Here is a 20,195-nt window from a genome sequence, read left to right as displayed (position 1 = left end):
CAGACCTGCATGTCACTTTTCAACGGCCTCTTCTCGTCCGACATGGCCATCGACCTCGGCACGGCGAACACGCTTGTATACATGCGCGGCAAGGGGATCGTGCTGAACGAACCTTCGGTCGTGGCCTACCACGTCAAGGACGGCAAAAAGCAGGTTCTGGCCGTGGGCGAAGATGCCAAGCTGATGCTCGGCCGCACCCCCGGCACCATCGAGGCGATCCGGCCGATGCGCGACGGGGTGATCGCCGATTTCGACAGTGCTGAGCAGATGATCAAGCACTTCATCCGCAAGGTCCACAAACGCACCACCTTTGCCAAACCCAAGATCATCGTCTGCGTGCCCCATGGCGCCACCCCGGTGGAAAAGCGCGCCATTCGCCAGTCGGTTCTGTCGGCAGGTGCCCGCCGTGCGGGTCTCATCGCGGAACCCATCGCCGCCGCCATTGGCGCGGGCATGCCGATCACCGATCCCACCGGCAACATGGTCGTCGACATCGGCGGCGGCACCACCGAAGTCGCGGTGCTCTCGCTTGGTGACATCGTCTACGCCCGCTCGGTCCGCGTTGGTGGCGACCGTATGGACGAGGCGATCATCTCCTACCTGCGCCGCCACCAGAACCTCTTGATCGGGGAATCCACCGCCGAACGGATCAAGACCTCCATCGGCACGGCCCGCATGCCCGATGACGGACGCGGGCTGTCGATGACCATCCGGGGCCGTGACCTGTTGAACGGCGTGCCCAAGGAAACCGAAATCAATCAGGCCCAAGTGGCCGAGGCGCTGTCCGAACCTGTGCAGCAGATCTGCGATGCGGTGATGCAGGCCTTGGAAACGACGCCCCCCGACCTTGCAGCCGACATTGTCGACCGGGGCGTGATGCTCACGGGCGGCGGCGCGCTTCTGGGCGATCTGGATCTGTCCCTGCGCGAACAGACCGGCCTGTCGATCTCGGTCGCCAATGAGCCCTTGAACTGCGTCGCCCTCGGCACCGGCAAGGCGCTGGAATATGAAAAGCAGCTCAGCCACGTCATCGACTACGACAGCTGATGCTGGCGGCCGCCTCTGCCAGCCCGGCCACCCGCATAATTTGATTTAAATTGTGTTTCATCTTGGCCTAAATACTCTGCGGGGGTCCGGGGGTGCACAACCCCCGGCGGCTTCCGCTAAGATCCCGCATCAGATCAGGCACCCATGGCCCGCAACGCGACCGATCCAGAAGAGTTCCACCGCCCGCTGCGCCGGGTGCTGATCGGTCTTCTGGTTTTGGCACTGATCGGCCTGTTCACCCTGTGGCGCATCGACAGCCCGCGCGTCGAACGCTTTCGCGCCGCGCTGATTGACCGGTTCGTGCCCTCGATGCAATGGGCCATGGCCCCGGTGACCTGGGCCGCCGATGTGATGGACAACTTCCAGTCCTACCAAAGGCTATTGGCCCAGAACCAGCAGCTGCGCGAAGAACTCAAGCAGATGAAGCAGTGGAAAGAGGCCGCACTGCAGCTGGAACAGAAAAACGCCCGCCTGTTGGACCTTAACCAGGTACGGCTGGATCCGCGCCTGACCCATGTCACCGGCGTTGTGCTGGCCGACAGCGGCAGCCCCTTTCGCCAATCGGTGCTTTTGAACGTCGGCGCGCGCGATGGCATCATTGATGGCTGGGCCACGATGGACGGTCTGGGCCTTGTCGGCCGCATCTCGGGCGTGGGCGAAAAGACCAGCCGTGTCATCCTTTTGACCGACAGCAACAGCCGCGTGCCCGTTGTGGTGCAACCCTCGGGCCAGCGGGCGATCTTGTCGGGCGACAACGGCGATCTGCCGCCGCTTGATTTCCTCGAAGACCCCGCCGAGATCCGTCCCGGCGATCAGGTCATCTCCTCTGGCGATGGTGGGGTGTTCCCGGCAGGGCTTTTGGTGGGCTCGGTTGTGCTTGGCACCGACAAGCGGCTGCGGGTGGCCTTGGCGGCCGATTACCAGCGGCTCGAATTCCTGCGCGTCTTGCGCAGCCACGCGCTTGAGGCGATCACCGATCAAGGCGCGCTTCTGGCACCCGACCCGGCCGAGGTGCAGGGCCCTCCTGCCCCGCCCGCGCTGCGCCCGGGGGTGAACGCCTCGGCGGCAGGGGGCGGCAATGATTGATCCGGCCAACCGCGACGTCTGGCTGCACCGGGTTCTGTTCGTCGCCTTGGCGCTGGTGTTCTTGTTCTTCCGCCTCTTGCCGATGGGCACCGCCCCCGCCGAAAGCTGCGCGCCCGATGCAGGCTGGTGCCGCGCGATGGACTGGCTTGCCCATATGCCGGGCCCCGATCTGATGTTGTGCATCATCTTCGCCTGGACCATGCGGCGCCCCGATTATCTGCCAACCCTTCTGATCGCCGCCGTGGTGCTGACCGAGGACATCGTGCTTCTGCGCCCGCCTGGCCTGTGGACCGCGCTGGTCGTCATCGCCTCGGAGTTCATCCGCAGCCGCGTGGCGCTGACGCGCGAATTGAACTTTGGGGTCGAGTGGCTCTTGGTCTCGGCCCTGATGGTGGCCATGCTGATCCTGTACCGCATCGGCTTTGGCCTTGTACTTCTGCCGCAGCCGCCCTTTGGCTTTGCGCTGGTGCAGGTGATCTGGTCAATCTTGTGTTACCCCCTTGTGGTCTTTCTTTCCCGCGTGGTCTTGCAACTGTACAAACCCGCCATGGGCGAAGTTGACGCATATGGGAGACGGCTGTGAAACGGGTCGCGCGCGACAATGAGGCCAGCGCCCGCCGCGTCACCCGACGCGCGCTTTTGCTCACCGGCGGCATGGCGGCGATGTTTGCCGCCCTTGGGGCGCGCATGCGCTACCTTGGCGTCGAACAGGCCGACCAGTTCCGCCTTCTGGCCGAAGAAAACCGCATCTCGATCCGGCTCGTGCCGCCCACGCGCGGGGTGATCCATGATCGCAACGGCAAGATTTTGGCCGAGAACGAACAGAATTACCGCGTGGTGATGACGCGCGAAGATGCGGGCGATGTCGAGGCGGTTCTGAACCGGCTCAGCCATGTGATCCCGCTGACCCGCGCCGACATCGATGACGCGCTTGCAGCGCTGAAAAAGAACAGCTCCTTCGTGCCGATCACCGTCAAGGACCGGCTGAACTGGGAAGAGTTTTCCCGCGTCGCCCTCAACGCCCCCGCCCTGCCCGGTGTCACGCCCGAAACCGGCATGTCGCGCATTTACCCGCGCGACGCCGATTTCGCCCATGTCTTGGGCTATGTGGGGCCGGTGTCTGAAAAAGACCTCGAAGGTGTCGAAAACCCCGACCCGGTGCTGCAAATCCCGAAATTCCAGATCGGCAAGATCGGGGTGGAACGCTGGCTGGAAGATACGCTGCGCGGCACCGCAGGCACCAAGCGGATCGAGGTCAACCATATCGGCCGCGTCATGCGCGAGTTGGACCGGGTTGAGGGCGATCCGGGCAGTGATGTGCATCTGACGATCGATGCCGGGATCCAGAACTTCATTCAGGCCCGTCTGGGCGAGGAAAGCGCCTCGTGCGTCGTGATGGATGTGACCAACGGCGACATCATCGCCGCCGTCTCTTCGCCGTCGTTTGATCCCAACCTCTTTGTGCGCGGCATTTCCAGCACCAATTTCCGCTATCTGATGGACCATGACCACCGCCCCATGGCCAACAAATCGGTGCAGGGCGCCTATCCGCCGGGCTCGACCTTCAAAATGGTGACGGCTTTGGCCGCGCTGGAAGAGGGGATGATCACCCCCGAGACCACCTTCCGCTGCCCTGGATATCTGGAATCCGGGGGCCGCAAATTCCACTGCTGGCGGCACGGCGGCCATGGCACGGTGGATCTGGAACGCAGCCTGTCGGAAAGCTGCGACGTCTATTATTACGAGGTCGCCCTCAAGGTAGGCATCGACAAGATCGCCGAAATGGGCCGCCGGTTGGGCCTTGGGATGCGCCATGACCTGCCGATGTCGGCCATCGCGGAAGGCAATATGCCGGACAAGGCCTGGAAGATGGAACGCCACAAGGCCGAATGGCGTATCGGTGACACGGTCAACGCCTCCATCGGTCAGGGCTATGTGCTGGCCTCGCCCTTGCAACTGGCCGTGATGACGGCGCGGCTTGCCACCGGGCGGGCGGTCAACCCGCGTCTCGTCCGCGCCATCGAGGGTCGCGAAATTCCGGTTGAGCCTGCCGAGCCCTTGGGGCTGTCCACGTCGAACCTGACGGCGGTTTTGGGCGGGATGGATGCGGTGATGAACGGCAAATCCGGCACCGCGCGCTCGTCGCGCGTTGTGGCCGAGGACATGCGCATGGCCGGCAAAACCGGCACCGCGCAGGTGCGCAACATCTCGGCCGCCGAACGCGCGAGTGGCGTGATCTCGAACGATCAACTGCCGTGGAACCGCCGCGACCATGCGCTGTTTGTTGGCTATGCGCCTTATGACAACCCCCGCTATGCCGTCTCGGTGGTGGTCGAACATGGCGGCGGTGGATCTACCGCCGCCGCCCCCATCGCCCGCGACGCGCTGTTGCGCACGCTCTATGGGGCTGTGCCGCCGCTGGATGCCTATCCGACCGATCAGCGCGGGCGGATGGACAGCCTGCTAAGCACGCTGGTGTTGCGCGATGAAGAGGGCCGCTATCCCGGCCCTTCGGAAACCTGACGGGGGCCGCGCGGATGAGCTTTCTGGAATACCGCGTCAAGACGGCACCCACGGGCTTTGGCAAGGTGCTGGCGCTCAACTGGGCGCTGGTGCTGGTGGTCACGGCGGTGGCCGCAATTGGCTGGCTGATGCTTTACTCCATCGCAGGCGGCCGGATCGACGTCTGGGCCGAGCCGCAGATGAAACGCTATGTCCTTGGCCTTGTGGTCATGTTTATCGTCGCCTTCACCCCCATCTGGTTTTGGCGATCCATGTCGGGCTTTGCTTACGGCGTGTCGATGCTTTTGCTTTTGGCGGTCGAGTTTTTTGGGGCTGTCGGCATGGGCGCACAGCGCTGGATCGACCTTGGCTTCATGCGGCTACAACCGTCTGAGCTGATGAAGGTCACGCTGGTGATGGCCTTGGCGAGCTATTACGATATGCTGGATGACAAGAAGATCTCGCGCCCTCTGTGGGTGCTGATCCCGGTGGCGCTGATCGTGGCGCCGACCGTACTTGTCTTGATGCAGCCCAACCTTGGGACCTCGATCATGCTGTTGGTGGTGGGCGCTGCGGTCATGTTCGCCGCCGGCGTCAGCCTGTGGTATTTCGGCGGCGTGCTGGCGCTTGGGGGCGCGGCGGTGGCGGCGGTGTTTCTGACCCGCGGCACGCCTTGGCAATTGTTGCACAACTACCAGTACACCCGGATCGACACCTTCCTGAACCCTTCGGCAGACCCGCTCGGCGCGGGCTATAACATCATCCAAGCCAAGATCGCGCTGGGGTCGGGGGGCTGGGCGGGCAAGGGCTTTATGCAGGGCACCCAAAGCCGGCTGAACTTTCTGCCTGAAAAGCACACCGATTTCATCTTCACCACCTTGGCCGAGGAGTTTGGCTTTATCGGCGCCTTTTCGCTGTTAGTGCTTTATGCGCTGATCCTGATGTTCCTTATTGTCGCTGCTATCCAGAACCGCGACCGGTTTAGCCAACTCATCATCATCGGCGTGGCGGTGAACTTCTTTTTGTATCTGGCGATCAACCTGGCCATGGTGATGGGCATGGCCCCGGTTGTCGGGGTTCCCTTGCCGCTGCTCAGCTATGGCGGGTCGGCCACTTTGGTGATCATGCTGTCCTTTGGACTGGTCCAAAGCGCGATTGTGCACAGGCTGCGCTAGGCGGGCACGCCGCAGGAATGCGGCGGCCAAAATGATGAACGAGTTGGCGGGTTGGGAAGCCATTTCGGTCAGTATTGCGCCGAACGCCCTGACCAAAAAGCACAGCCTCTCCAATAGCGGCACGGACCTATACCTTCAGTCAGACAAACGCGGGCCACGCGCTTTGCATTTTCCGCCCCGCATTTTCCGCCTTGCCTTTGCCCGCCCCCCCGGCATTCTTGCGCCACAGCGCAGGAGCCCACCATGACGAACGCCCCCATCACCATCCTCATGGCCGCCGGCCCTGACAACTGGGACCGCTATCGCGCGCCCTTGGAAACCGCGCTGGCCGACGCGGGCATCACCGCCCAACTGGTGCAAGAGGCCGCCCCCGAGAGCGTTGATTACATCGTCTACGCCCCCTCTTCGACCTTGCAAGATTTCACCCCCTACACCCGCTGCAAGGCCGTGCTCAGCCTCTGGGCCGGGGTGGAACGGATTGTGGGCAATGCCACCCTGACCCAGCCCCTGTGCCGCATGGTCGACCCCGCGCTGACCATGGGCATGGTTGAATGGGTGCTGGGCCATGCCTTGCGCCATCACCTCGGGCTCGACAGCTATATCGTCAACCCAAACCGCGTTTGGAACCCCGATTGCCCACCCTTGGCGCGTGACCGCAAGGTCGCCATGCTGGGCATCGGCGCCTTGGGCGAGGCCTGCGCCCGCGCCCTGCAAGCCTTGCATTTCACGGTTGAAGGCTGGTCTCGCGCCCCGAAATCCTTGCCCGGCATCGTCACCCATCATGGCCGCGACGGGCTCAAGGCCGCGCTTCAGGATGCCGATCTGATTGTCACCCTCCTGCCGCGCACGCCCGAGACCGAAAACACCCTCAACGCCGAAACCTTAGGCTGGACCAAACCCGGCGCGGTGATCTTGAACCCCGGGCGCGGTGCGCTGATCGACGATGAGGCCCTGCTCGCCGCCCTCGACGGCGGCCAGATCGGCCACGCCACGCTGGATGTGTTCCGGATCGAGCCCCTGCCGCAGGACCACCCGTTCTGGGCCCACCCCCGCGTCACCGTCACCCCCCATATCGCCGCCGACACCCGCCCCGACACCTCCTCTGAGGTCATCGCTGAAAACATCCGGCGCGGCGAGGCAGGTGCACCTTTCCTCAACCTTGTTGACCGCACGCGGGGGTACTGACATGACCGATCTTGCCACCCTGACCGCCTCTGACATCACCGCCCTGATCGCCCGGCGCGACGTGTCCGCGCGCGAGGTGACCACCGCCACCCTGTCCCGGATCGACGCGCAGAACCCCACACTGAACGCCATCGTGCAGCACATGCCCGATGAGGCGCTCGCCGCCGCCGATACGATCGACGCGGCCTTGCGCCGAGGCGAGTCCCCCGGCCCCCTCGCCGGCGTCCCGATCACGATCAAGGTGAACGTCGACCAGACCGGCCACGCCACGACCAATGGCCTTGTCAGCCAGAAAGACCTGATCGCCGCCAAAGATAGCCCGGTCATCGCCAACCTGCGCCGGGCAGGCGCGGTGATTGTGGGGCGCACCAATACTCCGGCCTTTTCGCTGCGCTGGTTCACCCGCAACCGCCTGCATGGGGCCACGAAAAACCCGCATGACGCGGGCCTCACCCCCGGCGGGTCCTCTGGCGGCGCAGGCTCCGCCGTGGCCACCGGTATGGGGGCCATCGCGCATGGCACCGATATCGCAGGGTCCGTCCGCTACCCCGCCTATGCCTGCGGCGTACATGGGTTGCGCCCCTCCTTGGGCCGCGTGCCGGGCTTCAACCCCTCGGGCGGCGACCGGCTGATCGGCGGGCAACTCATGGCCGTCTCCGGCCCCTTGGCCCGCTCCATCCCCGATCTGGCGCTGGCGCTCGCCGCGATGGCGGCTCCAGACCCGCGCGATCCATGGTATCAACCGATGCCGCTGCAAGGCCCCCCCGTCCCCAAACGCGTGGCCTATGTCGAAGCCCCGGATGGCATGCCCGTGGCCGAACCAGTCCGCGCCGCGCTCCGCGCCGCGGCCGAGGCCCTGCGCGCGGCGGGCTATCAGGTGGAGCCCGTGCAAACCCCGCCATGGCGCGAGGCGATGGCCCTGCAACTGCGCCTCTGGATGGCCGAGTTCCGTCATTCCAATCTTGCCGGGCTCCACGCCGAAAACGACCCCGACGCCAACTTCGTCTATGCCCAGATGACGCGCCATTGCCCCGAGATCGACCTGCACGGGTTGATGGACACGCTTAAATCTCGCGCGCGCCTCACCCGGCTTTGGCGCAGCTTTCTGGCGGATTGGCCCTTGGTCCTCTGCCCTGTCTCGGGCGAATTGCCCTTCGCCGATCATCGTGATGTGGCGTCAGAGGCCGATTTCGACGCCGTCCTGCAGGCCCAGATGCCGCTGATCGCCACGCCCTTCATGGGCCTGCCGGGGCTGACCGTCACCACCGGGCGCCACGGCACCGCACCGGTCGGCGTGCAACTCATCGCCGATCAGTTCCGCGAAGACCTGCTGCTTGCGGCAGGCGAACATCTCAGCCCCCACCCCATCCCCGCCCTCTAAGGTCGCAATCAGAACAGACCCCCTGACCCAACCGCCGCCTTCTACCGCAAAGGGAGAGACCGATGACATATGGCAAAGGCGTGGCGCTGGTTTTGGGCGCGGGGATCTTGTGGTCCACCATCGGCCTTGTCGTGCGTCAGATCGAAGAGGCCGGAGCCGCCTCGGTGATGTTCTGGCGCTCAGCCGGGCTCTTGCCGGTGCTCTGGGCCTTCCTGCACTGGCGCACGGGCGGGCGCGTGCTGGCCAGCATGCGCGCCATGGGCCTGCCGGGCCTTGTCGGTGCCATGGGGCTGGTCGCGGCCTATGCAGGCGCCCTTTACGCGCTGCAAGCCACCACCGTGGCCAATGCCGTGTTCCTGTACTCCGCCGCCCCCTTCTTCGCCGCCCTCCTCGGCTGGCTCGCCTTGGGCGAACGCGTGCCGATGACCACCTGGGTCGCCATGGGCCTGGCCGGGGCGGGCATCTTCGTGATGATCGGCGGCGGCATTGAGGGCGGACGGATGGACGGCAACATCGCCGCGCTGATTTCGGCGGCGGGCTTTGCAGTATTCTCAGTCTCGTTACGCTGGGGCCATGTCGAGGACAGCCTGCCCATCGTGCTGATGGGCGGCATCCTGTCGATGATCGCGGCCTTTGGGCTTGCCCCCATGCTCGGCCAGACCGTCGCCGCCAACCCCCATGACATCGCCGTCTCCATGGCGCTTGGCGCGGTGGTGCTGACGGGCGGCATGATGCTTTACACCTACGGCTCCAAGGCGCTGCCCACTGCCGAGCTCACGCTGATGTCCTCGATCGAAAACATCCTCGCCCCGATCTGGGTCTGGCTCCTCCTTGGCGAAACCGCCTCTTCGGCCACCCTTCTCGGCGGCGCCATGGTGCTGGCGGCCGTCATGGGCAATGCCGTGATGGGCGCGCGTCGTCAGGCTGCTGCATCACAGGGCTGATTTTCATCTTGGCCGAAATACTCCGCAGGGGGGTCCGGGGGGACGCGAAGTCCCCCCGGGGGTTGCCAAGGGCACAGCACCTCAGCGATAGCGCCGGAACAGCCGTGTGCGGGTGTAAAGGTCCTCCAACCGCTTCATCCGCGCCTCGGTGACCTCCCATGTCAGCCCCTGCACCGCCGCCAACAGCGTCTCGACCAGCACCAAAAGCGTTGCGTTGCTGTCCCAAGCCGAGGGCGCCTCGATATGGCAGGGCAGCACATGGCGCGCATGGGCGGCGGCCGGTGACACCCAGCGGTCGGTGATCAGCACGATCTCCGCGCCTTGTTCGCGCGCCACTTCGGCCACCTGCAACACCGCGTTTTCATAACGCCGGATGTCGAACACCAAAAGCACATCGCCCGGCTTCATGTCCAACAGCGCGGGCGGCCAAGCGTTTGACATATCCGACATCAGCAAGACCTCAGGCCGGATCACCTTCATCAAGGTGACGAAGTAATCGGCAATCGCATGGGTGATGCGCCCGCCCATCGCAAATATCCGCCGCGACGGGTCGGCCAAAAGCGCCGCCGCCGCATCAAACTCGCCCGGATCAATCTGCGCCAGCGTCGCTTGCAGGTTCTCGGCCACCGCCCCGGCAAAGCGGGTCATGAGATGGCCCTTCATGGCCCCCCCTGCCCGCGATTGCTTGACCAAGGGCGAGACGAGCATCGCCTCCACCTGCCCCCGAAGCGCGCGCTGAAAGTCGGAATACCCCTGATATCCCAACTTTTGCACCAGCCGCACCACCGTAGGCGAGGACACCCCCCCCGCCTTGGCCAAAGCGGTGATCGAGCCAAGGGCCGCCACAGGATAATGCGTCAGAATATGGCTGGCCAGTTGCCGCTCTGCCCGGGTCAGGTCGGGCAAGGCCAAGCGCAACTCTTCGTCCATGGGCTGTGTCAGCGGCATCGGATCCTCCATTCTGTAACAATCGTAACAGGAAATTTTCAAAAGAAACATTCTTGACAGGTGGGGGCGGCGTGAAGGACGCTTTTCGTCATCACAGGGAGATGACTCGCGAAAATGCGGGCAGAGGTCAGATCAGACAAGGCAGGCCCGTTCCTGCCAGTGATCGAAAATGAAACCGGGCAAAGCCCGGTCCTATTGGTCTGCGAACATGCCTCTAACGCATTGCCCGCGCCCTGGGGCAATTTGGGCCTTTCGCCTGACCAAACCCGCGCCCATATCGCTTGGGACCCCGGCGCGCTGGGTCTGGCGCGCGGGCTTGCGCAGCGGCTGGATGCCACGCTGATCCATGCCCCGGTCAGCCGTCTGATCTATGACTGCAACCGTGCGCCGGACATGCCCGGCGCCATGCCCACCCGCTCCGAGGTTCATGACATCCCCGGCAATGCCGCCATTTCCGCGGCCGAGCGACTGGCGCGCACCCAAGCGGTCTACCTGCCTTGGGCCAACGGCCTGCACAGTCTGATCGCGGCACGCATCGCGCTGTGTCGCCGCCCGGTGATCGTGACGATCCACTCGTTCACCCCGGTCTTTCACGGCCGCCCGCGCGCAGTCGAATTTGGCATCATCCATGACGCCGATCCCACGCTCGCGCGCTCGATTCTTGCCGCCAGCCCGCAGACCGGGCTGAACGCACAGCTCAATGAACCCTATTCCGCCGCCGATGACGTCACACACACCCTGCGCCTTCATGCGACACCCTATGGCCTGCAAAACGCCATGCTGGAAATCCGCAACGACCTGATCGCAGACCCGCAGGCCGAGGCCGCGATGGCCGACAGGCTCGCCCCCGTCCTCGCCGCCGCCTTGCACGCCGCAAAGGCCGCCGCATGACCGCCGCGACCTTTCCCCAACCGCTGATCGGTTTTGTCCGGCTGGTTGACCGGATGAATTACGGCGTCGGGCGCTTTGCGATGTATCTGCTCTTCGCGCTGATGGCGGTCTTGATGTGGTCGTCGATCTCCAAGACCTTCTTCAACCCCTCGCTCTGGACGCTAGAGATGGCCCAGTTCGTCATGGTCGCCTATTACATCTTGGGCGGGCCCTATGCGATGCAGATGGGCGCCCATGTGCGGATGGACCTCTTTTATGCCAAGCAGTCGCCGCGCACCCGCGCCGCTTGGGACGGATTCACCGTCTTTGCGCTCATCTTCTATCTGGGTGTCATGATCTGGGGTGCGGCGGAAAGCTTTGGCTATTCCCTTGGCCTGCGCTGGGAGGACGGGCTTTTGCCCGAAATCGGCCGGCTTGAGCGCAGCGCCACCGCATGGCGACCTTATCTTTGGCCGATCAAGCTGGTGATGCTGGTGGGCTTCACGCTCATGCTGTTGCAGGCCCTCTCGGCGCTGATCCGCGACATGGCCACGCTGCGGGGGGTGCACCTCTAAATGCCGCAGGAACTTATCGCGCTTTTGATGTTCTCGACCATGCTCCTCATGATGATGACGGGGCAGCGGGTCTTTGGGCTTATCGGCTTTGTCGCCGTGGTCGCCTCGATCGCGCTGTGGGGCACGGGCGGGCATACCATGGGCTTTTCGGCGGCGATGAAGCTGATGAAATGGTATCCGCTTCTGTCGCTGCCGATGTTCGTCTACATGGGCTATGTGATGAGCGAGAGCCGTCTCGCAGACGATCTTTACCGCATGTTCCATGTCTGGTTTGGCCGCATCCCCGGCGGGTTAGCGATTGGCACAATCCTGTTGATGGTGCTGATCTCTGCCATGAACGGGCTGTCGGTCGCGGGTATGGCGATTGGATCGACCATCGCCCTGCCCGAGTTGTTGCGTCGCGGCTATGACAAGCAAATGGTCACCGGCACCATTCAGGCCGGATCGTCGCTGGGCATCCTCATTCCGCCTTCGGTCGTCTTGGTGCTTTACGCCATGATCGCCCGCGCCCCGGTGTCGGAACTTTGGCTGGCGGGTGTGATCCCGGGTCTCCTGATGGCCGCCTTCTTCATCGCCTACATCGGCATTCGGAGTGCCTTGCAGCCCCATCTCGCGCCGCCGCTCTCGGCCGAAGAACGCGCCGAGATCACTTGGGCCGAGAAAATGTCCACCCTGAAATCTGGACTTTTGCCCTTTGCGATCTTTGCCGCCATGATGATCCCCTTCATCAATGGCTGGACCAGCCTTGTCGAAAGCTCGGTCATCGGGGTGGCGACCACGGTCGCTGCCGCCATGCTGAAGGGCCGCTTTAACTGGACTGTCTTCGAAACCGCCACCCGCAACACGCTGGGGATTTCCTGCATGTTCATGTGGGTGATCCTTGCCGCCTTAGCCTTTGGGGCGGTGTTTGATGGGCTGGGTGCGGTCAAGGCGATTGACCAGTTGTTCACCGAGCAGCTTGGCCTCAGCCCCTGGACCATCCTGATCCTGATGCAGCTGTCCTTCCTTGTGATGGGCATGTTCCTGGACGACACGGCCATGCTGGTGATCGTCGCCCCGCTTTATGTGCCGCTCGTCGCCCGGCTTGATCTGGGCATACCGCCCGATCAGGTGCTGATCTGGTATGGCGTGCTTTACACCATAACCTGCCAGATAGCCTATCTGACACCACCCTTCGGCTATAACCTGTTCCTGATGCGCGCCTTTGCGCCGCCGGAAATTACCATGGGCGATATCTACAAATCCGTGACGCCTTTCGTTTTGGTCATGGTCGCCACTTTGGCGCTGATCATGGTGGTGCCGGACTTGGCACTTTGGCTGCCCAATACCATCTATCCTGATTGAACCACCCGCGGGGCGGCCAAACCGTCCCCGCCTATCCAACAAGGAGTTTGAGCTATGACAACCAGACGTTCCTTCCTGACCAAAGGCGCCCTTGCCGGTGCCGCCGCGGCCCTCGCCGCGCCCACCGTGGTGCGCGCGCAAGAGGTCATCAAATGGCGCATGCAGACCTATGCCGGGTCCGCCTTGGGCGAACAGGTGGTCAAACCCGCCGTCGATGCCTTCAACCGCATGGCCGCAGGCCAGATGGAGATTGAACTGGCCTATGCCGATCAGCTGGTGCCGACGGGCGAGCTGTTCCAAGCCATGCAGAACGGCACCATTGACTGCGTGCAGTCGGATGATGACAGCATGGCCTCGCCGACCGAGGTGACCGTGTTCGGCGGTTATTTCCCCTTGGGCCTGCGCTATTCGCTGGATGTGCCGGCGCTGTTCAACAAATACGGGCTGAAGGCGATCTGGGAAGAGGAATATGCCAAGGTCGGCGTCAAGCATATCTCGGCGGGCGCTTGGGACCCGTGCCACTTTGCCACCAAAGACCCGATCAATTCGCTGGCCGATCTGCAGGGCAAGCGCGTCTTCACCTTCCCAACCGCAGGCCGCTTCCTGACCCAGTTCGGCGTCGTGCCGGTCACCCTGCCGTGGGAAGACATCGAGGTTGCCATGCAGACGGGCGAGCTGGACGGCATCGCATGGTCGGGCATCACCGAGGTTTACACCGTGGGCTGGTCGAACGTGACCAACTACTTCCTCACGAACAACATCTCGGGTGCTTGGATTGGCCACTTCTTCGCCAATATGGACCGCTGGAACGCCCTGCCGCCGCATCTGCAGGAAATGCTCGCCACCTGCTTTGAACAGTCGCACTATCACCGCCAGCACTGGTACTGGGCTGGTGAGGCCGATCTGCGCCTGAACGGTGGAAAGCTGCAACTGACCACCATCCCCGACGAAGAGTGGAAAACCGTCGAAGATGCCGCCATCGCCTTCTGGGACGAAATTGCCGCCGAATCCGAGGTGAAAGCCAAGGTCGTAGCGATCTTCAAACAGTACAACGATGTGATGCAAAAGGCCGGGCGTCCCTATCGCTTTGGCTGATCGGTGAGCAAGGCGGGAGATGCCCGCCTTGCCTGAAAACGCGCCTCCCTCCCCCCTCGTGGGGGAGGGATGGGGTGGGGGGTAACCCCGAAGGGAGACTATGATGACCAAGATTTGCGATTGCTGGCCCAGAAAACCCGAATTCGGCGGCGGGCGCGGCTAAAGCCACAGCCCGACCCACGCGCCCTCTCGCGCGATCCGAAACCCGAACTGATGAGGCTGATATGCCCGGAACCCTGACCCTAGACGCCCTGAAAACCCTTGTTTCCAAGGGCGAGATTGACACTGTCCTCGTGGCCTGCATCGACATGCAGGGCCGCTTGATGGGCAAACGCTTTCACGCTGCCTTTTTCTGCGATGGCGGACATAAAGAAACCCATTGCTGCAACTATCTCCTCGCCGTCGATATGGAGATGAACACCGTTCCCGGCTACAAATCCACCGGCTGGGAAAAGGGCTATGGCGACTATGTGCTGCGCCCCGACATGTCCACGCTGCGGCTGGTGCCGTGGCTGCCCGGCACCGCGCTGGTGTTGGGCGATTTGCTGGATCACCACAGCCATGAAGAAGTGGACGTCTCGCCCCGCGCCATTCTGAAACGTCAGGTCGCCCGCGCCCGCGCCATGGGGTTTGAGCCGATGATGGCGACCGAGCTGGAGTTCTACATCTTCGAGAACGCCTATGAGAACCTGCGCGATGGCGGAATGCGCGATCTGAAGCCGATCTCGGGTTATAATGAGGATTACCACCTGTTCCAGACCACCAAGGAAGAGGGGCTGATGCGTGCGGTCCGCAACGGGCTTTATGCGGCAGGTATCCCGGTTGAAAACACCAAGGGCGAGGCGGATTCTGGTCAGCACGAGGTGAACTACAAATACTCCAACGCCTTGGACACCGCCGACAACCATGTGATCGTCAAGCAGGCGGTCAAGGAAATTGCCCATGCGCAGGGCAAATCTGTGACCTTCATGGCCAAGTATGACCACCGCAAGGCGGGGTCATCGTCGCACATCCACCAGTCGCTGTGGTCCTTGGATGGCAAGCCCAGCTTTGCCGATGACAAGGATGTGCATGGCATGTCGGCCGTGATGAAGCACTTCCTCGCCGGCCAGCTTGCCCATGCCCGCGACATCACGGCTTGCCTCGCCCCTTATGTGAACAGCTACAAACGCTTCACCATCGGCATGTTTGCCCCCACAAAGGCGGTCTGGTCTGCCGACAACCGCACTGCGGGGTTCCGCGTCTGCGGCGAACACACCAAGGCGGTCCGCGTCGAATGCCGTATCCCGGGGTCAGACGTGAACCCCTACCTCGCCTGCGCCGCGCTTTTGGCTGCGGGGCTTGACGGCATCGAAAAGAAGATGGAGCTAGAGCCGGAACTCAAAGGCGACATGTATTCGGCCAAAGGCATCCGCGAAATCCCTCACAACCTGCGCGAAGCGGCGGATTTGTTGAACAAGTCCACCATGCTGCGTGCGGCTTTTGGCGATGATGTGGTGGACCACTACCACCACGCCGCCCAGTGGGAAATCTCGGAAACCGACCGTGTGGTGACCGACTTTGAACTGCAGCGCCTCTTGGAGCGCGCGTAACTCCGTAGGGTGCGCATTCATTGCGCACCCGCCCAAGACATGGTGCGCAATGAATGCGCACCCTACAAGGTAACGACCATGAAACCCATCCAACTGATCTCCCCCGTCGATGGCTCGGTTTACGCCGAACGCATGCCGCTGTCGCCCGAGGCCGCCAAGGCCGCCGTGGCCCGCGCCCGTGCGGCCCAAGGCCCTTGGGCCGCGCGCCCCTTGGCCGAGCGTATCGCCCTTGTCAAAGCCGGGGTCGCCCGCCTGACCGCGATGAAGGAAACCGTCGCGCTGGAGCTGTCCCATCAAATGGGCCGCCCGATCCGCTATGGTCAGGGCGAAATGGGCGGCGTGAATGCCCGCACCCATTACATGTCCGACATTGCCGCCGAGACGCTGGCGCATCACATGATTGAGGACAGCGATAAGTTCCGCCGGTATCTCGCGCGCGATCCCTTGGGCGTGGTGTTCATCATCGCCCCGTGGAACTATCCCTACCTCACCACCATCAACACCCTCGCCCCTGCCCTGATCGCCGGGAATACGGTTGTTTTGAAGCATGCCTCGCAGACGCTTTTGGTCGGTGAACGTCTGGCCCAGGCCTTCCATGAGGCTGGCGTTCCCGCCGATGTGTTCCAAAACGTTGTGCTGGATCACGCAACCACCGAAAGCCTGATCGCGGGACGCGCGTTCAACTTTGTGAACTTCACCGGCTCAGTCGCCGGTGGTCAGGCGATTGAGCGCGCCGCGGCAGGCACCTTCACCCCCTTGGGGTTGGAACTGGGCGGCAAAGACCCCGGCTATGTCCGCGCCGATGCCAATCTGGATGCGGCGGTTGATACGCTGATGGACGGGGCGATGTTCAACTCGGGCCAGTGCTGCTGCGGGATTGAGCGGATTTACGTCCACGAAAGCCTGTTCGACGCCTTTGTCGAAAAATCCGTGGCTTGGGTGAACGGCATGAAGCTGGGCAGCCCCTTGGACCCTGAAACCACCCTTGGCCCGATGGCCAACAAGCGGTTCGCGAAGGTCGTGCGCGACCAGATCGCCGAGGCTGTGGCGGCGGGCGCCAAGCCGCTGATTGACCCGAAAAACTTCCCCGCCGATGACGGTGGCGCTTACCTCGCACCGCAAATCCTTGTGAATGTTGACCATTCCATGCGGGTGATGATGGAGGAAGCCTTCGGACCCGTCGTCGGCATCATGAAGGTCAAGGATGACGAAGAAGCCATCCGCCTGATGAACGACAGCCCCTATGGCCTGACGGCCAGCATCTGGACGCAAGATTACGACACCGCCACCGCCATCGGCGCGCGGATTGAGACCGGCACCGTCTTCATGAACCGCGCCGATTACCTTGACCCGGCCCTGTGCTGGACCGGCTGCAAAGACACGGGCCGTGGCGGCTCGCTCTCCTATCTCGGGTTCCACTCGGTCACCCGGCCGAAATCCTATCACCTCAAGAAAGTCTGATCCCCATGACTCTCCAGACCTCGCATTCGGTTCCAAACCGCAACTGGTCCTACCCCACCGCCATCAAATTCGGCGTCGGCCGCATCGCTGAGCTGGCCGAGCATTGCGCCGCTGCAGGTGTGAAAAAGCCGCTCTTTGTCACCGACAAGGCGCTGGCCTCCCTACCGATCACCGCGGACGCCGTCGCAGTGCTGAAAGCCGCAGGGCTTGGCACCGCCGTATTCTCGGAAGTAGACCCCAACCCGAACGAGAAAAACATGACAGACGGCATCGCCGTCTATCTGGCGGGTGGCCATGACGGGGTGATCTGCTTTGGTGGCGGCTCGGCGCTGGACCTTGGCAAGATGATTGCCCTGATGGCGCATCAGCGCAAAGACCTTTCCGTCTGGGATCTGGAAGACATCGACGATTGGTTCACCCGCGCCGATGGCTCCAAAATCGCGCCGATTATCGCCGTGCCGACCACCGCTGGAACCGGGTCCGAAGTGGGCCGCGCCGGGGTTCTGACCAACTCGGTCACCCACAAGAAGAAGATCATCTTCCACCCCAAACTGCTGCCCGTTGTCACCATCTGTGACCCTGCATTGACTGTCGGCATGCCCAAATTCATCACCGCAGGCACTGGCATGGATGCGCTAGCCCATTGCCTTGAGGCCTATTCCTCGCCCTTCTACCACCCGATGTCCCAAGGCATCGCTCTGGAAGGCATGCGGCTGGTGTTTGAAAACCTTCCCAAAGTCTATGCCAACCCGAATGACCTTGACGCCCGCGCCCATATGATGAGCGCGGCCGCGATGGGCGCTGTCGCCTTCCAAAAGGGCCTTGGCGCGATCCACTCGCTGTCGCACCCGATCGGGGCCGTCTATGGCACCCACCACGGGACCACCAACGCTGTCGTCATGCCGATGGTTCTCGACATGAACCGCCATGCGATCGAGGACCGCATCGAGAAAGCCGCCGCCTATCTGGGCATCAAGGGTGGCTTCGACGGCTTCCGCGCCGCGATCATGGACCTGCGCAAGACGCTGAACATCCCGGAAAACCTCACCGCTTTGGGTGTGACCAACCCCAATCTGGATGAACTGACCGACATGGCGCTGGAAGACCCGTCCTGCGGCGGCAACCCGGTGGCCATGACGCTCGAAAATACCCTCGCGCTGTTCAAAGCCTGCCTCTAAACCATCGCTCATCGTCGCCGTTCCGGCACTCTTCGCCCCCGCCTTCTGGCGAGGAGCGCCGGAACGGCGAACGACGAGCCTTCGCGGGGCCCGGATGACCGAGCACATCACCACCGAAATCGCTGTCATCGGCGCGGGCGTTGTCGGCCTTGCCGTGGCCGAGGCGCTTTTGGCCCAAGGCCATGAGGTCACGCTTGTTGACCCCAACACCCCCGGCATGGGCGCAAGCTATGGCAATGCCGGAACCATCGCCGATTACGCGGTCATGCCCGTCGGCACGCCGGATGTGCTGAAAAACCTGCCCTCGCTATTGTTGGACAAACACTCCCCCCTTGCCATTCGCCGCGCCGCCCTGCCCTCGCTGATGCCGTGGCTCTTGCGCTTTGCCCGCCAGTCGCTGCCCGGCCCCACCGCGCGCAATGCTGCCGCCATTGCCGGGCTCCTCGCTGGGGCTGCGCCGCTCTGGCAAAGCTTGGCCCAGCGCATCGGGGGCGCCGAGATCCTCCAGCATCGCGGCTGCCTTTACCTTTACGAAACTGCCGCCGCCTATCGCGCGGCGGGCAAGGATATGGCCTATCGCCGGACCCATGGCATCACGGTCGATCTGATCGGCCCCAATGAGCTTGCCCGGATGGAGCCGGGCCTGCCCCCGGTCGAAGGCGGGGCGGCGTTTTTCCCAAAGGCTGTGTTCATGTCCGACCCGGGGCAGATGGTGCGGCTTCTGGCGCTCAGGGTGTTGCAAAAGGCCGGTTTTCAGCAATGCCGGGTTGAGCGGTTGACCCGCCAGCTGGACGGGATCATCGTCGAAGGCCCCGGCCTGCGGCTGCGCGCGCGTCAGGTGGTGATTGCAGCGGGCGCCCATTCGCGCGCCTTGGCGGCCCAAGCGGGCGACCCCGTACCCTTGGACACCGAACGCGGCTATCATGTCGAATGGGATATGGCCACGCCGCGCCTGACACGGCCAAGCTGCCCGACTTCGCGTGGGTTCTACCTCTGCCCGATGACAGGCCGCCTGCGCGTGGCAGGCACAGTAGAGCTTGGCGGCCTAACCCTGCCGCCCTCGCCGCACCGGATTGCGAAACTGATCGAAGGCGCGCGGGCGATTTTCCCCGACCTGCCCGAACCCTCACGCGATTGGATGGGCTTTCGCCCCTCGATGCCGGATTCCGTTCCTGTCATCGGCCCCTCGCGCGCAGGCGCGGATGTCATCCACGCCTATGGCCATGGCCATATTGGCCTGACACTGGCCCCGATCACAGCCGAGATCGTGGCGGCACTCGTGGCGGGCAAGGCCCCGCCGGTGGATCTGGCGCCCTACCTGCCCCACCGCTTTGCCTGATGCCTCTGCGCCGATCAGGGAAAGGCTAGATCAGGTCCCGTCCGGAAGTATGAGACATTGTTGGTAAATGTGCTGTCCGGCACCAGCCGGATCCATCGCCCTTCGGGATCGTCAATCGCGGCGATTTCCTGAATGAACCAAGGGTTCCAACTGTCGGGGTCCGGCCCAAGATAACGCGCCAAGAGCCGCCTGAACCGCGCGGGCTCCATCGGCAAGACCTCGGCCTTGCCGCGCAAGCCAAGGTGCAACAGCACCCCGGCCGCCACATCCAGATGCACAATCTCAACCGCACAGCGCGGATCCGCCTGCAAACGCCGCACCGATGACCCTTCGCAATGCCCCAGCATCCACAAGGCGCCGTCTTCCCAGATGAACCAAACCGGCGAATTTCGCGGGCCTTCAGCTTCCATCGTCGCCAGATTGGCCATCAGGGGACGCGACAGAACGTCCTCAGGGTCAAAGGGCCCCGTCAC

General features: G+C 63.4%; 18 protein-coding genes. 16 read left to right on the top strand and 2 right to left on the bottom strand.

What is annotated here, in order from left to right; translation table 11 throughout:
• Positions 1–9 precede the first annotated feature (9 nt).
• From AC72UB_RS11935 to AC72UB_RS11900, 8 genes are all read left to right on the top strand, one after another.
• Positions 10–1,047 carry a rod shape-determining protein gene (locus AC72UB_RS11935; RefSeq protein ID WP_463291141.1) on the top strand — a complete coding sequence of 346 codons (1,038 nt, stop codon included), beginning with the start codon at positions 10–12 and terminating at the stop codon, positions 1,045–1,047.
• A 144-nt stretch (positions 1,048–1,191) separates the two neighbouring features.
• Positions 1,192–2,133, top strand: coding sequence for a rod shape-determining protein MreC (gene mreC / locus AC72UB_RS11930; protein ID WP_463291142.1), 942 nt, complete (start codon positions 1,192–1,194; stop codon positions 2,131–2,133).
• Positions 2,126–2,716, top strand: a complete 591-nt coding sequence (locus AC72UB_RS11925; protein WP_505189986.1) for a rod shape-determining protein MreD — start codon at positions 2,126–2,128, stop codon at positions 2,714–2,716. The genes mreC and AC72UB_RS11925 overlap by 8 nt, the downstream gene beginning before the upstream one ends.
• Entirely contained in the window at positions 2,713–4,656 is a 1,944-nt protein-coding gene (gene mrdA, locus AC72UB_RS11920; RefSeq protein ID WP_505189985.1) for a penicillin-binding protein 2, read from the top strand. The genes AC72UB_RS11925 and mrdA overlap by 4 nt, the downstream gene beginning before the upstream one ends.
• 14 nt (positions 4,657–4,670) lie before the next feature.
• On the top strand, positions 4,671–5,810 hold the full coding sequence (rodA, locus tag AC72UB_RS11915) for a rod shape-determining protein RodA (RefSeq protein ID WP_505189984.1): 1,140 nt from the start codon (positions 4,671–4,673) through the stop codon (positions 5,808–5,810).
• Positions 5,811–6,053: 243 nt separating this feature from the next.
• Positions 6,054–6,995: a 2-hydroxyacid dehydrogenase gene (locus AC72UB_RS11910; protein ID WP_505189983.1), complete on the top strand. Its 942-nt coding sequence runs from the start codon at positions 6,054–6,056 to the stop codon at positions 6,993–6,995.
• Position 6,996: 1 nt separating this feature from the next.
• Complete coding sequence (locus AC72UB_RS11905) at positions 6,997–8,376, top strand: amidase family protein (protein WP_505189982.1); 1,380 nt, start codon at positions 6,997–6,999, stop codon at positions 8,374–8,376.
• A 62-nt stretch (positions 8,377–8,438) separates the two neighbouring features.
• On the top strand, positions 8,439–9,320 hold the full coding sequence (locus AC72UB_RS11900; RefSeq protein WP_505189981.1) for a DMT family transporter: 882 nt from the start codon (positions 8,439–8,441) through the stop codon (positions 9,318–9,320).
• An 81-nt stretch (positions 9,321–9,401) separates the two neighbouring features.
• Here the strand turns inward: AC72UB_RS11900 and AC72UB_RS11895 are convergent, their stop codons facing one another.
• Positions 9,402–10,268, bottom strand: coding sequence for a MurR/RpiR family transcriptional regulator (locus AC72UB_RS11895; RefSeq protein WP_505189980.1), 867 nt, complete (start codon positions 10,266–10,268; stop codon positions 9,402–9,404).
• 114 nt (positions 10,269–10,382) lie between these two features.
• Between AC72UB_RS11895 and AC72UB_RS11890 the strand changes: the two genes are divergently transcribed.
• From AC72UB_RS11890 to AC72UB_RS11855, 8 genes are all read left to right on the top strand, one after another.
• A complete protein-coding gene (locus tag AC72UB_RS11890; RefSeq protein ID WP_505189979.1) occupies positions 10,383–11,159 on the top strand; it encodes an N-formylglutamate amidohydrolase in 777 nt (258 codons plus the stop codon).
• On the top strand, positions 11,156–11,713 hold the full coding sequence (locus AC72UB_RS11885) for a TRAP transporter small permease subunit (protein WP_505189978.1): 558 nt from the start codon (positions 11,156–11,158) through the stop codon (positions 11,711–11,713). Before AC72UB_RS11890 ends, AC72UB_RS11885 begins: the two co-directional genes overlap by 4 nt.
• The gene (locus AC72UB_RS11880) at positions 11,714–13,057 is read left to right on the top strand and encodes a TRAP transporter large permease (RefSeq protein ID WP_505189977.1); all 1,344 of its coding nucleotides are present in this window, start codon (positions 11,714–11,716) and stop codon (positions 13,055–13,057) included. It abuts the gene before it with no gap.
• A gap of 54 nt (positions 13,058–13,111) precedes the next feature.
• On the top strand, positions 13,112–14,152 hold the full coding sequence (locus AC72UB_RS11875) for a TRAP transporter substrate-binding protein (RefSeq protein ID WP_505189976.1): 1,041 nt from the start codon (positions 13,112–13,114) through the stop codon (positions 14,150–14,152).
• Positions 14,153–14,376: 224 nt separating this feature from the next.
• Entirely contained in the window at positions 14,377–15,744 is a 1,368-nt protein-coding gene (locus AC72UB_RS11870; protein WP_505189975.1) for a glutamine synthetase family protein, read from the top strand.
• Positions 15,745–15,822: 78 nt separating this feature from the next.
• Positions 15,823–17,205 carry an aldehyde dehydrogenase family protein gene (locus tag AC72UB_RS11865; protein ID WP_505189974.1) on the top strand — a complete coding sequence of 461 codons (1,383 nt, stop codon included), beginning with the start codon at positions 15,823–15,825 and terminating at the stop codon, positions 17,203–17,205.
• A 5-nt stretch (positions 17,206–17,210) separates the two neighbouring features.
• On the top strand, positions 17,211–18,383 hold the full coding sequence (locus tag AC72UB_RS11860) for an iron-containing alcohol dehydrogenase (RefSeq protein WP_505189973.1): 1,173 nt from the start codon (positions 17,211–17,213) through the stop codon (positions 18,381–18,383).
• A gap of 94 nt (positions 18,384–18,477) precedes the next feature.
• A complete protein-coding gene (locus tag AC72UB_RS11855; protein WP_505189972.1) occupies positions 18,478–19,722 on the top strand; it encodes an NAD(P)/FAD-dependent oxidoreductase in 1,245 nt (414 codons plus the stop codon).
• Between the two features lie 14 nt (positions 19,723–19,736).
• On the opposite strand, the gene AC72UB_RS11850 is transcribed toward AC72UB_RS11855, so the two are convergent.
• On the bottom strand, positions 19,737–20,195 hold the full coding sequence (locus AC72UB_RS11850) for a pyridoxamine 5'-phosphate oxidase family protein (protein ID WP_505189971.1): 459 nt from the start codon (positions 20,193–20,195) through the stop codon (positions 19,737–19,739).

The organism is Allotabrizicola aquatica (SeqCode), assembly GCF_965194375.1.
Taxonomy (GTDB): Bacteria; Pseudomonadota; Alphaproteobacteria; order Rhodobacterales; family Rhodobacteraceae; genus Tabrizicola_A; species Tabrizicola_A aquatica.
The sequence above is the reverse complement of the archived record's forward strand: the minus strand, read 5'-3'. Positions and strand labels throughout refer to the sequence as shown.

Excerpts from the sequence above, each read along its gene's own strand:
- AC72UB_RS11890 (WP_505189979.1), top strand. The coding sequence starts at position 10,383 with ATGCGGGCAGAGGTCAGATCAGACAAGGCAGGCCCGTTCCTGCCAGTG.
- AC72UB_RS11895 (WP_505189980.1), bottom strand. The coding sequence starts at position 10,268 with ATGCCGCTGACACAGCCCATGGACGAAGAGTTGCGCTTGGCCTTGCCC.
- AC72UB_RS11905 (WP_505189982.1), top strand. The coding sequence starts at position 6,997 with ATGACCGATCTTGCCACCCTGACCGCCTCTGACATCACCGCCCTGATC.
- mreC (WP_463291142.1), top strand. The coding sequence starts at position 1,192 with ATGGCCCGCAACGCGACCGATCCAGAAGAGTTCCACCGCCCGCTGCGC.
- AC72UB_RS11910 (WP_505189983.1), top strand. The coding sequence starts at position 6,054 with ATGACGAACGCCCCCATCACCATCCTCATGGCCGCCGGCCCTGACAAC.
- AC72UB_RS11900 (WP_505189981.1), top strand. The coding sequence starts at position 8,439 with ATGACATATGGCAAAGGCGTGGCGCTGGTTTTGGGCGCGGGGATCTTG.
- rodA (WP_505189984.1), top strand. The coding sequence starts at position 4,671 with ATGAGCTTTCTGGAATACCGCGTCAAGACGGCACCCACGGGCTTTGGC.
- AC72UB_RS11865 (WP_505189974.1), top strand. The coding sequence starts at position 15,823 with ATGAAACCCATCCAACTGATCTCCCCCGTCGATGGCTCGGTTTACGCC.
- AC72UB_RS11860 (WP_505189973.1), top strand. The coding sequence starts at position 17,211 with ATGACTCTCCAGACCTCGCATTCGGTTCCAAACCGCAACTGGTCCTAC.
- AC72UB_RS11925 (WP_505189986.1), top strand. The coding sequence starts at position 2,126 with ATGATTGATCCGGCCAACCGCGACGTCTGGCTGCACCGGGTTCTGTTC.
- AC72UB_RS11935 (WP_463291141.1), top strand. The coding sequence starts at position 10 with ATGTCACTTTTCAACGGCCTCTTCTCGTCCGACATGGCCATCGACCTC.
- AC72UB_RS11855 (WP_505189972.1), top strand. The coding sequence starts at position 18,478 with ATGACCGAGCACATCACCACCGAAATCGCTGTCATCGGCGCGGGCGTT.
- AC72UB_RS11880 (WP_505189977.1), top strand. The coding sequence starts at position 11,714 with ATGCCGCAGGAACTTATCGCGCTTTTGATGTTCTCGACCATGCTCCTC.
- AC72UB_RS11875 (WP_505189976.1), top strand. The coding sequence starts at position 13,112 with ATGACAACCAGACGTTCCTTCCTGACCAAAGGCGCCCTTGCCGGTGCC.
- AC72UB_RS11885 (WP_505189978.1), top strand. The coding sequence starts at position 11,156 with ATGACCGCCGCGACCTTTCCCCAACCGCTGATCGGTTTTGTCCGGCTG.
- AC72UB_RS11870 (WP_505189975.1), top strand. The coding sequence starts at position 14,377 with ATGCCCGGAACCCTGACCCTAGACGCCCTGAAAACCCTTGTTTCCAAG.